The following is a 13,229-nucleotide window of genomic DNA, read 5'->3' on the forward strand; positions in this document are numbered from 1 at the left end:
GCTCGCGTTCCCGTTCCCCTGTCCCGAACCGGCCGTCCGAGAGGACCGCCCGCACCAGCCCGCGCCGCGCCAGCCCGTGCGAGATCCAAGAACTACAAGGATTTCGACACCATGCACCTGCGCCCGACGCCCGTCGCGCTCGCCCTGTCGTTGGCATTTCCGCTGGCTTTCCCGCTGGCTTTCGCCCAGACGCCGGCTTCCACGAACCCGCCGACCGCCGAGTCCCCCCAGCCGCTCGGCGAGCTGACCGTCTCCGCGACCCGCACCGAACGCTCGATCGACGCGGTGCCCAACACGGTCACGGTGAAGAACCGCAAGCAGCTCGAGCGCCGCGATGCGCGCGACCTCAAGGACCTGCTGTCCGACGAAGTCGATCTCGACGTCAAGGCGACGGCGCCGCGCTTCACCGCCGCCGGCGCATCCACCGGCCGGCCGGGCAACGAGGGCCTCAACATCCGCGGCCTGGAGGGCAACCGGGTGCTGATGATGGTCGACGGCATCCGGCTGCCGCAGGGCTACGCGTTCGGCGCGTTCGCGAGCGGCCGGGCCGACTTCGTCGACCTGAACAGCCTGTCGAGCGTCGAGGTCCTGCGCGGCCCGACCTCGACTTCCTACGGCAGCGACGGCCTGGCCGGCGCGCTGAGCCTGCGCACCCTGTCGCCGGAGGACCTGCTGGTGAACGGCAAGACCTTCGCCGGCTTCGCGCGCCTGGGCGCGGCGAGCGTCGACAACTCCCGGCAGGCGAGCGCCGCGGTCGCCTTCGGCAGCGGCGACTGGAGCAGCCTGGTGCAGGCCAGCGTCCGCCGCGGTCACGAGACGAAGAACGAAGGCGACAACGACGCGCGCAACGCCAACCGGACCCGCCCCAATCCCGCCGACGTCGACAGCAACAGCGTGATGGCCAAGGTCGGTTATCGGGTCAACGCGAACCACCGGCTGAGCGGCACGCTGGAGCATCGCGAGCGCAAGGTCGACACCGACGTGCTCAGCGCCATCACCGCGCCGCCGGCCAGCGGCACGCTGCCGGCCACGGCGGTGCTGGGCCTCACCGCGCGCGACCGGTCGGAGCGCACCCGCGCCTCGATCGAACACCGCTACGAGGACCTCAACGCGACCTGGCTGCAGCAGGCGACCACCCACCTGTACGTGCAGGACAGCGAAACGCGGCAGTCCTCCTTCGAAGACCGCAACGGCGCCGCCGACCGCACCCGGCTGGGCACCTACAAGGAGCGCCTGGTCGGCCTGAGCGCGCAGGCGCAGACGCAGCTCGCCAGTCAGCGGCTGAGCTACGGCGTCGACGTGAGCCGCAACACGATCGAGGGCGTGCGCGATGGCACCGTGCCGCCCGCGGGCGAGACCTTCCCCAGCAAGCCCTTCCCCGACACGACCTACACGCTGGCCGGCGCCTTCGTGCAGGACGAGATCGAGGCGGGCGACTTCAGCGTCATTCCGGCGCTGCGCCTGGAGCATTACAAGCTCAAGCCGAAGTCGGCCGGCTACAGCGGCAACGCGGCCCCGCTCAGCGACCACGCGGTGACGCCGCGCGTCGGCGTGATCTGGCGCGCGGTGCCGGCGCTGCAGCCGTATGTGCAGTGGGCGCAGGGCTTCCGCGCGCCGGCGCCGGACCAGGTCAACAGCGGATTCGAAAACCCGCTGCAGGGCTACCGCTCCATCGCCAATCCCGGCCTGAAGGCCGAGCACTCGACCAGCTGGGAGCTCGGCCTGCGCGGGCGCTTCGAGCAGGTCCTGCGCTGGCAGCTGAGCGCCTACGACAACCGCTACCGCGACTTCATCTCGCAGGAGCAGGTCAGCGGCTCGCTGACTCCGGCCGACCCGGCGATCTTCCAGTACGTGAACCTCGCGCGGGCGCGCATCAAGGGCGTCGAGGCGCGCGCGGTCTGGGACCTGCGTCCGGGGCTGAGCCTCAACGCCGCCGTGGCGAAGTCGCGCGGCCACAGCGACTTCAATGGCGAGCGACGCCCGCTCAACAGCGTCCAGCCGCTGCGCGGCCAGCTCGGCGTGCGCTACGAATCGGGCCCGTGGACGGCCAACGCCAGTTGGGTCCACAGCTCGGGCAAGAAGCCGTCCGACATCTACGTGGCGCCGCGCATGACCCAGTACGCGCCGTCGAAGTACGACGTCGTCGACGCGGGCGGCAGCTACCGCCTCTCGCCGACCTGGACGCTGGCCGCCTACGTGACCAACCTTTTCGACAAGAAGTACTGGCGCTGGAGCGACGTCCAGGGCGCGGCCGGCAACGCGGCCGGCCTGGCCGTCGTCGACGCCTTCACCGCCCCGGGCCGCGCCGTGCAGGTGTCGCTGCGCGCCGATTTCTGATCAGGAGCTCTTCCCATGCATGCCAGCTTCACCGCCCTGCGCCAGGCCTTCGCCACGGCGCGCCATGAGCGCAAAGCCCGCCACCGCGACATCGCCAGCGCCCTGAGCATTTCCGAAGGCGAGCTGCTCGCGGCCCACGCCGGCTCGTTCGCCGAGGACGAGTCCCCGCTGCGCGCGCGCCGGCTGCGCGCCGACTGGCAGGACCTCGTCGCCGCGCTCGAGCCGCTGGGCCCCGTCATGGCGCTGACCCGCAACGAGTCCTGCGTGCACGAGAAGGTCGGCGTCTATCGCGAGGTCAGCGCGCAGGGGCCGCAGCGCCTGGTCGGCCTGGTGCTGGGCGGCGCGATCGACCTGCGCGTCTTCTACAGCCACTGGCGCCACGGCTTCGCGGTGGCGGAGCGCCTGTCCGACGGCGCGGTGCAACGCAGCCTGCAGTTCTTCGACGCGGCGGGGCAGGCGATCCACAAGGTCTTCATGAAGCCCGAGAGCGACCTGGCCGCCTACGAGGCGCTCGTCGCGCGCTTCCTGGCCGAGGATCAACAGCCCGGCTTCGAGCCCGGCGAGGCCTGGCGGGAACCGACGCCGACGCCCGATGCCCGCGTCGACGTCGCCGCCTTCCGCGCGGAGTGGGCCTCGCTGCGCGACACCCACGATTTCTTCGGCCTGCTCCGGCGCCACGGCCTGAGCCGCACGCAGGCATTGCGCCTGGCGGAGCCGCGCTTCGCCCAGCCGGTGGCGCCGTCCAGCGCCCAGGAGCTGCTCAGCCGCGCGGCGCAGGAAGGCGTCTCGCTCATGGTCTTCGTCGGCAATCCCGGGATGATCCAGATCCACAGCGGCCCGGTGAACAAGGTCGCGATGATGGGACCGTGGATCAACGTGCTGGACCCGGGCTTCAACCTGCACCTGCGCGAGGACCACATCGCCGCGGCCTGGCTGGTGCGCAAGCCGACGGTGGACGGCCTGGTGTGCTCGCTGGAGCTGTTCGATGCCGAGGGCCGCACCATCGCGATGCTGTTCGGCGAACGCAAGCCGGGACAGGCCGAGCGCTGCGACTGGCGCAACCTCCTGGAGAGCCTGGTCGAAGGCGCGCCGGAGGCGGTGCCATGCTGAGCCGCCGCGACCTGCTCTCGTTGGTGCCGGCCGCGGCGCTGCTGACGATCGGCGGTCCGGCGCTGGCCGCGCCGCGGCGCGTCATCAGCGTCGGCGGCGCGCTGACCGAGCTGATCTACGCGCTGGGCGCGCAGGCCGAGCTCGTCGGCGTCGACAGCACCTCGCTGTATCCGGCTGCGGCGACGAAGCTGCCCAATGTCGGCTATGCGCGCACGCTCGCGGCCGAGGGGCTGCTGTCGCTGGCCCCGACGATGATCGTCGCGACCGAGGAGGCCGGGCCGCCCGCGGTGCTGCGCCAGCTGGAGGCGGCCCAGGTGCCGCTGCACGTGCTGCGCGCGGAGCACCGCTTCGACGGCGTGCTCGAGCGCACCCGGCGCCTGGGCGACTTGCTGGGCCGCCCGCAACAGGCGGCGGCGCTGTCCCAGCAGCTGCAGACCGAGTGGACGGCCAGCCGCGCGCAGGTCACCCAGCTCGCCGCCGGACACCGCGCGCCGCGCGTGCTCTTCGTGCTGTCGAACGCGGCGAACCAGGCGCGCATCGCCGGCGCCGCGACGGCCGCGGACGCCATGATCGGCTACGCCGGCGCGGTCAACGCGCTGGGCGACACGCAGGGCTACAAGATGCTCTCGCCCGAGGCGGCCATCGCGGCAGCGCCGGACGTGATCCTGGCGACCACGCAAGGCGTGGAAGCCAGCGGTGGTGTCGACGGGCTGCTGAAGCTGCCTGGACTGGCCCAGACCCCGGCGGGCCAGCATCGACGCGTCCTCGTCCTCGAGACGATGGCGCTGCTCGGCTTCGGACCGCGCGCGCCTCAGGCGCTGGCGGCCTTGGCGCGGGGCCTGCATGCGCCGGCGGGCACGGGCCAGCCGGCGTGAACGTCGATCGACGGACGACGCGATGAGCACCGTCGGATCCGCCCTGCCGTCGCCGGTCGCCGTGGCGCCGGTCCGCCGCGCTTGGTCGCGACCGGTGCTGCTCGCGCTCACGCTGGTGCTGGCGGTCCTCGCGGCGGTGCAGTTCGGCGCGGTGCCGATCTCGGCCGCCGATTGGCTGAACGGTCCCTGGAGCGACGCGCCCAAGACCGGTGGCGCGCACGTGCTGTGGCAGCTGCGACTGCCGCGCCTGGGCCTCACGCTGGCGGTGGGCGCGGCGCTCGGCTTGGCCGGCGCGCTGAGCCAGGCGCTGTTCCGCAATCCGATGGCCGAGCCCAGCCTGCTCGGCGTCACGAGCGGCGCCGCGGCGGCGGTCGCCCTGACGCTCACCGTCTTCGCCGGCCTGCACGCCGCGCTACCGGCCGAGGTGCGCCTGTGGTTGCTGCCGCTGGTGGGCTTCTGCGGCGCGCTGGCGGTGTGCTTCGCGCTGGACCGGCTGTCGCGCTGGCTGGCGCCCGGGTCGATCGCGGCGCTGCTGCTGTGCGGGCTGGCGCTGCAGGCGATGACCTTCGCGATCGTCGGCCTGTGCAGCTTCATCGCCAACGACGAGCAGCTGCGCGCGATCAACTTCTGGACGCTGGGATCGCTGGCCGGCGCGAACTGGATCATGGCCGCCGTGATGGGCGGCGCGCTGCTGGTGCTGGGCGCGCTCGCGCTGCGCGTCGCCTCGCGGCTGAATGCCCTCGCGCTCGGCGAGGCCGCGGCCGCGCATGTCGGCATCGACGTCGAGCGGCTGCGCTGGCAATGCATCGGCATGGTCGCGCTGCTGTCGGCGCTCGCGGTGGCCTGGTGCGGGAGCATCGGCTTCATCGGCCTGATGGCGCCTCATCTGGCGCGTCAGCTCGTCGGCGCGGACCAGCGCCGGGTGCTGCCCAACGCCATGCTGGCCGGCGCCTTGCTGCTGGTGGTCGCGGACAGCTTCGCGCGCACGCTCGCGGTGCCGGCGGAGATCCCGGTGGGCGTGTTCAGCGCGCTCATCGGCGCACCGTGGTTCCTGGTCCTGCTGCGCGGCGCGGTGCGTCGCATGGGGAGCGCGTGATGGCTTCGCTGCTGACCTTGCAGGACGTCCGCGTGACGCTCGGCGGCACGGCGATCGGGCCGGTGACGGTGCGCGTCGAGCCCGGCGAACGCATCGCGATCCTCGGTCCGAGCGGCGCCGGCAAGTCGACGCTGCTGCGCCTGATCGCGCGGGAACTGCGTCCCTCGGCCGGCCTGCTGCATTTCGACGGACGGCCGCTGGCCACGTGGTCCCCGACCGACCTTGCGCGACGCCGCGCGGTGCTGCCGCAGCAGCATGGCGTCGCCTTCGGGCTACCGGTGGAGCTGGTCGTCGCGCTGGGTCGCGTGGCGCGCCAGGGCGATGGCCACCAGGACCGGATCGTGCGCGAGGCCCTGGCGCACGCCCAGGCCGAGCACCTGCACGGCCGCCGCTTCGACACCCTGTCCGGCGGCGAGCAGGCGCGCGTGCAGCTGGCGCGCGTCTTCGCGCAGGCCTGGGATGCGCGCGACGGGCTGCTGCTCGTCGACGAGCCGGTCGCCGCGCTCGACCCCGGCCTGAGCGTCTCGCTGATGGCCGCGATGTCCGACTTCGCCGCGGCGCGCGGCCATGCGCTGGTCGCGGTGCTGCACGACCTCAACCTGGCGCTGAACCATTTCGACCGGCTCTGGCTGCTGAAGGCCGGCCGCATGCTGGCCGACTGCGACGCGCTGCCGTCGACGCTGCCGCTGCTGGAGCAGCTCTACGACACGCGGCTGCGCCTGCTGGCCGACGACCATGGGCTCGCGATCCTGCCGCTGCTGGGCCATCCGACGGGAGCACGCGCGTGACCGCGTCCGCCCTGCACCTGCACGGACTCGCGCCGCGCTGGAGCGGCTGGGCGATGACCGCGGCGGTCCACGCGGCGATGCTGCTCGCGCTCGCCAGCGCCCTCGCACCGCAGCGCTCCGCGCCGGTCTCGATGGCGCCGATGGGCATCAGCGCGAGGCTGCTCCCGTTCACTCCGACGCCCACCGCCACGTCGATGGCGCCATCGGCGACCACGATCGCGCCGATCGCCTTGCCGCGCTCCGCGCTCGATGCACCGCCGGTTCCCGATCTGCCGCCGCCGCTCGTCGAGATCGCTGCGACTCCCCTACCCGCTCCGCAAACCTCATCGCGCTTGGATACCCCTGTGGCCAGCGGCGTGGCGACCACCGGCATCACCAGCGCCACCAGCACCGCAACCAACACTGCCGCCGGCGCCGCGGTCGCTGTCGAGACGAACGCCATGCCCGCGCGCCAAGCCGCGGCGGCGACAACGACCACGGCCGTGGCGCCGCTGCCCGCCGTGGTGCAGCCACCCTCACCGACTGCCACCGACCTCCCCGCCACGCTGCCCGCCGATCACCGCTTGTGCAGCGAGCGCCAGACGGCCCGCCACTACCCAGCACTGCTGCGCGATCGCGGCATCCAGGGCCTGGTCCGACTGCGCGTGAAGGTCGATCCAGAGGGGCGCGCGGCCGAGGTCGTCATCGCTGGCGGCAGCGGCTGGCGCCTGCTCGACGAAGCGGCGCGTCGCGTCGCCGAGTCCTGCCCGTACACCCCGGCCCGCCGCGGCGACCAACGCCTGGCGAGCTGGATCGAATACCCGGTGCGCTTCGCGCTCCAGGCCGCCCCCTTGCAGTAAGGAGTCCTCGCCATGTGCGACAAGTCCACTTCCCCTTCGTTGTTGAGCCTGCTGGCCCGCGCCGACGCCGGCCTCGGCGGGGCGCCGGGCGACGCCCCGTTGCCGATGGCGACCCGCAGCCCGGTGACTGGCGCCGGCGTCTTCATGCAGGAAGGCGAGGCCGTGCCCGCCGCGGTGGCGGGGCTTCCGCTCGCGCAGGCGCTGGCACGCGGCGAGGCTCCCGCGTCGACCGCGGCGCCGAATGCCGAGGACACGCCGGTGCCGCGCGGCTCGCGCCGTCGGCGCCTGTGGGAACTGCCGTCGCAGGCCCTGTGCCCGGTGATCGGCGTGTGCCTGCCGATGCCGGTGCTGCGCCGCAAGCTGGGCAAGCTGCTCGGCGGTCAGGCCCTGAGCAACGACTACGAGATGCACTGCGGCGCGATCAACGAGTGCGCGCGGCGCGGGCCGGTGTCCGAGATGCTTCAGAAGGAACTGGACCAGCGCTTCGCCATCGCGCTACGGCAGTCGTCGCAGCACAAGACCGCGGAGGCGCTGACGCGCTGGTGGCATGCCGCGCAGCAGGGCAACGATGTCGGTGGCGCGCTGTGGGGTGCGCTGACGCATGCGCGCTGCGACGCCGCGCTGCAGGAGCAGATCCTGCGCGACATCCACATGCTCCAGCACCAGGTCGGCGCCGCGAATCGCGCGGACCTGCAGCGGCTCGACGAACTGCAGGACGAGCACGCGGTCCTCACGCGCGAGCTGGCGCAGGCCCAGTCCCGCAGCACGCGCCTGCTGGCCGAGCGGGCACGCGAGCTCGAAGCCTCGCAGGCCGAATGCCTGCGCCTGCGCGGCGAGCTGATGGCGCGCGACACCCTGGCAGCGGGGCTGCGCGAGGAGCTGCAGCAGCTCGAGGACAGCATCCCGGGACTGCGGCATCGGCACGAACAGGCCAAGCACCTGCAGACGCAGCAGGAGCGCATCCATCAGCTGGAGCGAGCGCTGCTGACCGCCCGCCAGCAGGCCGAGCGCGAGCAACGGCGCGCGGACGAGCTGCAGCAGGCGCTCGCGCTGGCGGAGCGGCAGTTCCAGCAACCGATCCAGGAAGCGCACGACGTCACGACGTCGACGCTGCCGTCGCTGGATGAGCGCTCGGTGCTGTGCGTCGGCGGACGGCCGGCGGTGGTGCCGATCTACCGCCAGTTGATCGAGCGCACCGGCGGCCGTTTCCTGCATCACGACGGCGGGGAGGAGGACGCGGTGTCCAAGCTCGACGCGAGCCTCGCCGCCGCGGACCTGGTGATCTGCCAGACCGGCTGCATCAGCCACGACGCGTACTGGCGCGTGAAGGACCATTGCAAGCGGCACAACAAGCAGTGCGTCTTCGTGGACAAGCCGAGCGCGAGCGGCCTGCGCCGCGCGCTCGGGTCACTGGGTCAAACGGACCACGCGGAAGCGACGGTCGTTCAGTCGGGTCATCAAGACTGAGTCCGACCTGAGCCATGTAGCCGCCCGACGGCCCGCTGCCCCAACCTCCCGCCGGCGCTCCGCGGCAGGATGAATCAGCCCACTTCGCAATAGGCACCTCGCCTTCGCTGCCGCCCGGCGTCGGGCAGGCAAGCCGCCTACTGTTGCTCCGTCAAGGAGCACCCATGCCTGAATGGCTCAACGCGCGCCCGCTGAGCGCCACCCTCGTCGTGCCGGGCACCGAGCGCACGCGGGAACACCCCGAGCAGCCCGCGGCCCCGAAGCTGCTGGGCGACGCCGACCATCCCCTGCGCTCACGCGCGCAGCGCGAGCCCGATCAGGCCGAGGTGCTGAAGGTGTCAGGACGGGCCATGGCCGATGCGCCGTCGAACATGGACCGGCCAGGCAGCTCGAAGTTGCGTCGTCGCGTGGCCGCTCATTCGCCGGCGGGGCTGATCCCTTCGGCCTTTCCGGCGCCGATGTCCAGCTTTCTCACCGGCGAGAAGAACGGCACCCCGGTGCCGCTGGGGGCGCATCAGTCGAGTGGTGGCATGCACCCCGTCCACCACAGCCGCGCGGCGGAGGTGGTGCGCGCGCCGGTCGACCCCGGTTTCAGCGAACGGCTGGATGCCGCCAAGGACGCCTTCGATGCCGCGGCCCACAAGCATCGGGCCGCGCCGGGAGGAGACACGCACGACGCACTGCGCGCGGCGGCCGCCGATCTCGATGCGGTGCTGTCTTCGGCGCAGCTGCGCAATCTCGGAGCGGCAGCCCGCATGCACACGGCGACGCGAGTACGGCTGGACTTCGCCGTCGGCGAGCTCGATCGCGTCGACCAACAGCTCGGTGCGGCCGGTCCCGGGCACCGACCGGCGCTCGAGGAGGTGAAACGTCAGCGGCCGGCGATGCAGGCGGCGGCCGAAGGCGCGCAGCACATCCAGGAGTATCACGACGCGGCACTGAATGCGGCCGAACATCGCCTGGTGGCGTTGATGCAGGCGCATCCGCCTGGCTTCATGGCCACCGAGCCCACCCCCGCGCTCACCGCCCAGCTGAGGGCGCTGGCGCATCGGTTGCCCAATCAGCCGCTGAAGGAGGCGATGTCGCGGTCGTCGATGGTCGAGGCCACGTCCCGCATGCTGGCGCATGTGACGGGCGGCGACGCCGCGCGCGGTGCCGACGCGCTGCGGGCGTTGATGGACGCGCCCACCTTGAGCTGGATATCGACCGCCGGGATTGATGGGGCTGCGCAGGCCGAGGCCGACGTGCAGGCGCTGTTCCGCCTGATGAGCGGCGTGCACCGCGGCACCGAGGTCCTGATGCTCGCGGCGCGCGACCAGGCCACGATCGCGGAGGTGGCGCCGCAGTCGCTCGATGTGCGGGCCTTCTGGCGCGCCGATCTGGCACAGCGCCAGGAATCCTCGGAACCCGTGCGAGCGTGGCTCGAAGGCGCCAAACGCGCGGCCATGGCCAGCGCCGAATCGGGCGCGGACGCGTTGATCAGCCAGCGCGATCTGGCGGCACTGCGCGCGGTGCGCATGGGCTTCGTCTCCAATGCATCGGACTCGCACTACGGCCGCGTCAACAAGCGCCTGACCAAGATGGTCACGCAATGGATCGACCGGGCGCAGGCGCCCGAGGCTGGAATGGCGAGCCGGATCCAGCAGATGCTCGGCCTGGGCGGTGCGTCCGCGGCGGACCTCGAGCGGGGTACCACGCGCCAGCGACAGGAGCTGGACCCGCCCACCCTGAATCCGCTGGGCAAGAAGACGCCGCTGCGTGCCGGCGTGCTGGAGCGGCTCGACACGGTGGGGGCTTCCGTTGGCGTGCGCACGCCGTCGGTGCAGGTGCGCGAGCACCTGGTCGCCGCCGCCCATGCGCTGGAGCAGGCCGGTGGCCAGCTCATCGACCAGGCCTTCGCGCGGCGAGAGGCCCCATCGCCCGAGATCGCCCTCGGCCGCGCGCTCGGTGCCTTCATGCAGGCGCACCCCGACCTGCCTCCGACGCACACGCCGACCAGCGCCGAGATGGCGTCAATCCGGGCGCAGGCTCGCGAGGCCCTGCAGGGCGCGCCGGTGCCCATGCCGCCCGCCGGGTCGCTGCTGGCCATGGCGATGCGCGCGGCCGCCATGCTGCAGGCCGTCTCGGCCCGCTCCCCGCGGCCCGCGACGCAGGACGAGGCGCAGACGGCCGCGTTGGTGGCCCGGGCGAATGAAGGCCTGTCGGCGGCCCATCGCTTGCTGTCTCCGGCGACCGATGCTCGACAGCGCTTCGTCGACGATCTGTGCGCCAAGCTCGACGGCTGGGACCTGCGCACCCGGCTGCGCGCCAGCGACGGTGGCGTCATCGGAGCGGGCTTGCTGTCGAACATGTCGATCTCAACGCCGGCGGCGGGCCATCCGCTGATCACGCCCGTGGCGAGCGCCCAGGTCAAGCGCGAAGCCTTCATCGACATCTTCCATCCCATGCAGGGCCTGCAGATCACCGCCGGCTCGATCCGGCAGACCGGGGGCGAGGTGGGGCTGAGCGCGGGCCCGACCTTCAAGCTCGCCGAGGACGTGCTGGGCTTGCGCCTCTCCGGTGGCCTGAAGGGCGGCTACAACAGCACGCAGGTCGATGGCGCCATCATGCGCATCCGTCGCGAGCCAGGGCGGCTGCCCGAGATGATCGAGCACCTGAAGAACGTGGTGCGCGACCTCGCCCAATGGGACACGCTGCGGGACGAACGCGGACAGCCCTTCGACGACGCGGTCGCCGCCCTGCTGGCGCGCAACGGGAAGCTGATCATTTCCGACATGACGCAGGACACCTCGAGCAGCGTGCTGGAGTTGTCGGCGTCCGCCGGCCTCAGCGTGGGTGACCCGCGCCCGGGCCGGCGCAATGCCACCTTCGGGCCGAATGCCTCGGTGCAGCTGTCGACCGAGCGGCAGCAGCAGCTCTATGCGGACCATTCGGGCAACGTGCGCGTGCTCAATGAACAGGTGTCGATCGCGCATCACAAATTCCGCGCCACGGCCAGCCTCACGGCCAACGTGGGCGACCCGAACAACTACCCGCGTCCGCCGCATGCCCAGCACGCGGAACCGGCCCATGCATCGGCCCATGCTCCGGCGCCGTCTCCCGCGGCTGCGCCGCCGGAATCCACCGGGATCACCGGCGTGAAAGGGCCGATGCTCCTTTCCGGCACCCGCGAATTCGGCCAGTCCTACGAGAAGGTGTCGGTGACGGTGCTCGACTTCGCCGGCACCATCGATGCGGACCACGACCGCTTCTACAACTCACCGCAGCCCTTGATGGCCGAGGTCGAGCTCAATCGCGAGCAGTGGATCCAGCGCTACCTGGAAACGCTGAGCGGCTGGACCGAGGGGCAGAAGCAGACCCAGGGCCGGGACCTCGCCCACCGCGACCTCGACCGCTTCCTCGAGCAGGCCCAGGCGCTGCAGACCAGCAACTTCGCGCACTACAACATCCACGACACGATGATGCCGCAGGCCTCTGGGCACTTCGAGACGCTGTACATGCTCAAGGACGTCGCCAGCGTGACCGGCAACGACGCGATGGCCCAGTCGGTGAAGGCCGACCGCGATCAGCTGCTGAACGAGCCGTCCACGTGGCGGCGCTCGACGATGAACCTCTTCGAGCGCGGCAGGTCTTCGGCCATCGACGGGATCAACGTCGTCATCAAGGCAGGACGCACGCAGGGGGCGGACGCGCAATTGCAGATCGCCGAATACCCGTCGCGCAATCCCGCGCCGCCGCCGCCGGCTTGAGCCGGAGCGAATCCCACGCTACTGAATCTGCGCCGTGCCGCCGGGACTGGCGGCGGCATCGCGCCTGCGCTGCCGCGCGCGCTTGATGGCCATCACGGCGGCACCCGCGGCAAAGCACAAGCTCCAGAGGATGAAAGTCAGCCCCAGCGACATCGCTGCCTGGCGCACGCCTTGAATGACCGAAAGGCTTGCCCATCTCTGCGCCTGGTCCTCGTGCGCGAAGCCGTACCAGCCTGCAACGCCGCACACCAAGCCGACGAACGCCAGCCCGCCAGCAAGACGCAGCATCGGAGCCGACCGCACATAGAGCCGCTGGTTGAGCTGTTCGTTGCCGATCTTCTCGCCCAGCGCGCTCCGTCTCAGGATTTCGAGCGTGTCGGGCTCAATGATGTGCACGAGCGTGTGGGTCAGGATCATGGTCGACAGTTGCGGCATGTTCGTCAGGCCGGGGTCCACCCGGATCACGCGCCCGCTGGCGGTGTGCAGCCGAAACCATCCGCGCGGCTGGGAGGTGTGATCCACCTTGACGATCTGTGTCCAGGCGGCGGATCGCCACCAGCCGAGGATGCCGCGCTGGCGCACACCCAGTTCGTTGGCGGTGACCTTGGTGATGAGGTACAGCCAGATGAGCAGCACCGCCAGTGCCGCCAGTGCGCCAAACAACGCCTCCCCCTCGCCCAGCCCCGTCGGCGACGACCGATGCAAGGACCAGAGGATGCCGCCGAAGAACATGGTCCACGCGCCGCCGAGGAATCCATAAAGCGGGCTGGCGCGGCACTCCACCGTCGTTCCACCTGCTTGCACCGGGGCCCGGAGTTCCTGCCGCAACAGCCACGCTTGATGCGCGATGGTCAAAACAGCCGGCACCAGCAGACAGGCGATCAGGAAGAGGAGGAATTTCATGGCTGGCGCGGATCGTATCGCTCGCGGGGGGCGATCGGGCGATTGGGTGCCGCCGTGGATCTCGC

Annotated in this window: 9 protein-coding genes; 8 read left to right on the forward strand and 1 reads right to left on the reverse strand. The window is 71.7% G+C overall.

Translation table 11 applies throughout. From position 1 onward, the window contains the following. Positions 1-111 precede the first annotated feature (111 nt). The 8 genes from FHT37_RS13625 to FHT37_RS13660 all read left to right on the forward strand — a co-directional run bounded on the left by FHT37_RS13625 (position 112) and on the right by FHT37_RS13660 (position 12,261). A complete protein-coding gene (locus tag FHT37_RS13625) occupies positions 112-2,337 on the forward strand; it encodes a TonB-dependent hemoglobin/transferrin/lactoferrin family receptor (RefSeq protein ID WP_183482073.1) in 2,226 nt (741 codons plus the stop codon). A 15-nt stretch (positions 2,338-2,352) separates the two neighbouring features. Further along, positions 2,353-3,447, forward strand: a complete 1,095-nt coding sequence (locus tag FHT37_RS13630) for a hemin-degrading factor (protein ID WP_091726343.1) — start codon at positions 2,353-2,355, stop codon at positions 3,445-3,447. Further along, the gene (locus FHT37_RS13635) at positions 3,441-4,322 is read left to right on the forward strand and encodes a hemin ABC transporter substrate-binding protein (RefSeq protein ID WP_183482076.1); all 882 of its coding nucleotides are present in this window, start codon (positions 3,441-3,443) and stop codon (positions 4,320-4,322) included. The genes FHT37_RS13630 and FHT37_RS13635 overlap by 7 nt, the downstream gene beginning before the upstream one ends. Positions 4,323-4,344: 22 nt before the next feature. Then, positions 4,345-5,418: an iron ABC transporter permease gene (locus FHT37_RS13640; protein ID WP_183482079.1), complete on the forward strand. Its 1,074-nt coding sequence runs from the start codon at positions 4,345-4,347 to the stop codon at positions 5,416-5,418. Further along, positions 5,418-6,206, forward strand: a complete 789-nt coding sequence (locus tag FHT37_RS13645) for an ATP-binding cassette domain-containing protein (protein ID WP_183482082.1) — start codon at positions 5,418-5,420, stop codon at positions 6,204-6,206. Before FHT37_RS13640 ends, FHT37_RS13645 begins: the two co-directional genes overlap by 1 nt. Next, positions 6,203-7,045: an energy transducer TonB gene (locus FHT37_RS25680; RefSeq protein ID WP_183482085.1), complete on the forward strand. Its 843-nt coding sequence runs from the start codon at positions 6,203-6,205 to the stop codon at positions 7,043-7,045. The genes FHT37_RS13645 and FHT37_RS25680 overlap by 4 nt, the downstream gene beginning before the upstream one ends. A 12-nt stretch (positions 7,046-7,057) precedes the next feature. Further along, complete coding sequence (locus tag FHT37_RS13655) at positions 7,058-8,512, forward strand: DUF2325 domain-containing protein (RefSeq protein ID WP_255489639.1); 1,455 nt, start codon at positions 7,058-7,060, stop codon at positions 8,510-8,512. 164 nt (positions 8,513-8,676) lie between these two features. Next, positions 8,677-12,261, forward strand: coding sequence for a hypothetical protein (locus FHT37_RS13660; protein ID WP_183482088.1), 3,585 nt, complete (start codon positions 8,677-8,679; stop codon positions 12,259-12,261). An 18-nt stretch (positions 12,262-12,279) separates the two neighbouring features. Here the strand turns inward: FHT37_RS13660 and FHT37_RS13665 are convergent, their stop codons facing one another. Further along, positions 12,280-13,164, reverse strand: a complete 885-nt coding sequence (locus FHT37_RS13665) for a hypothetical protein (RefSeq protein WP_183482091.1) — start codon at positions 13,162-13,164, stop codon at positions 12,280-12,282. Positions 13,165-13,229: the final 65 nt, after the last annotated feature.

Origin of the sequence: Mitsuaria sp. BK037 (assembly GCF_014193045.1) — a bacterium.
Classification (GTDB): Bacteria; Pseudomonadota; Gammaproteobacteria; order Burkholderiales; family Burkholderiaceae_C; genus Roseateles.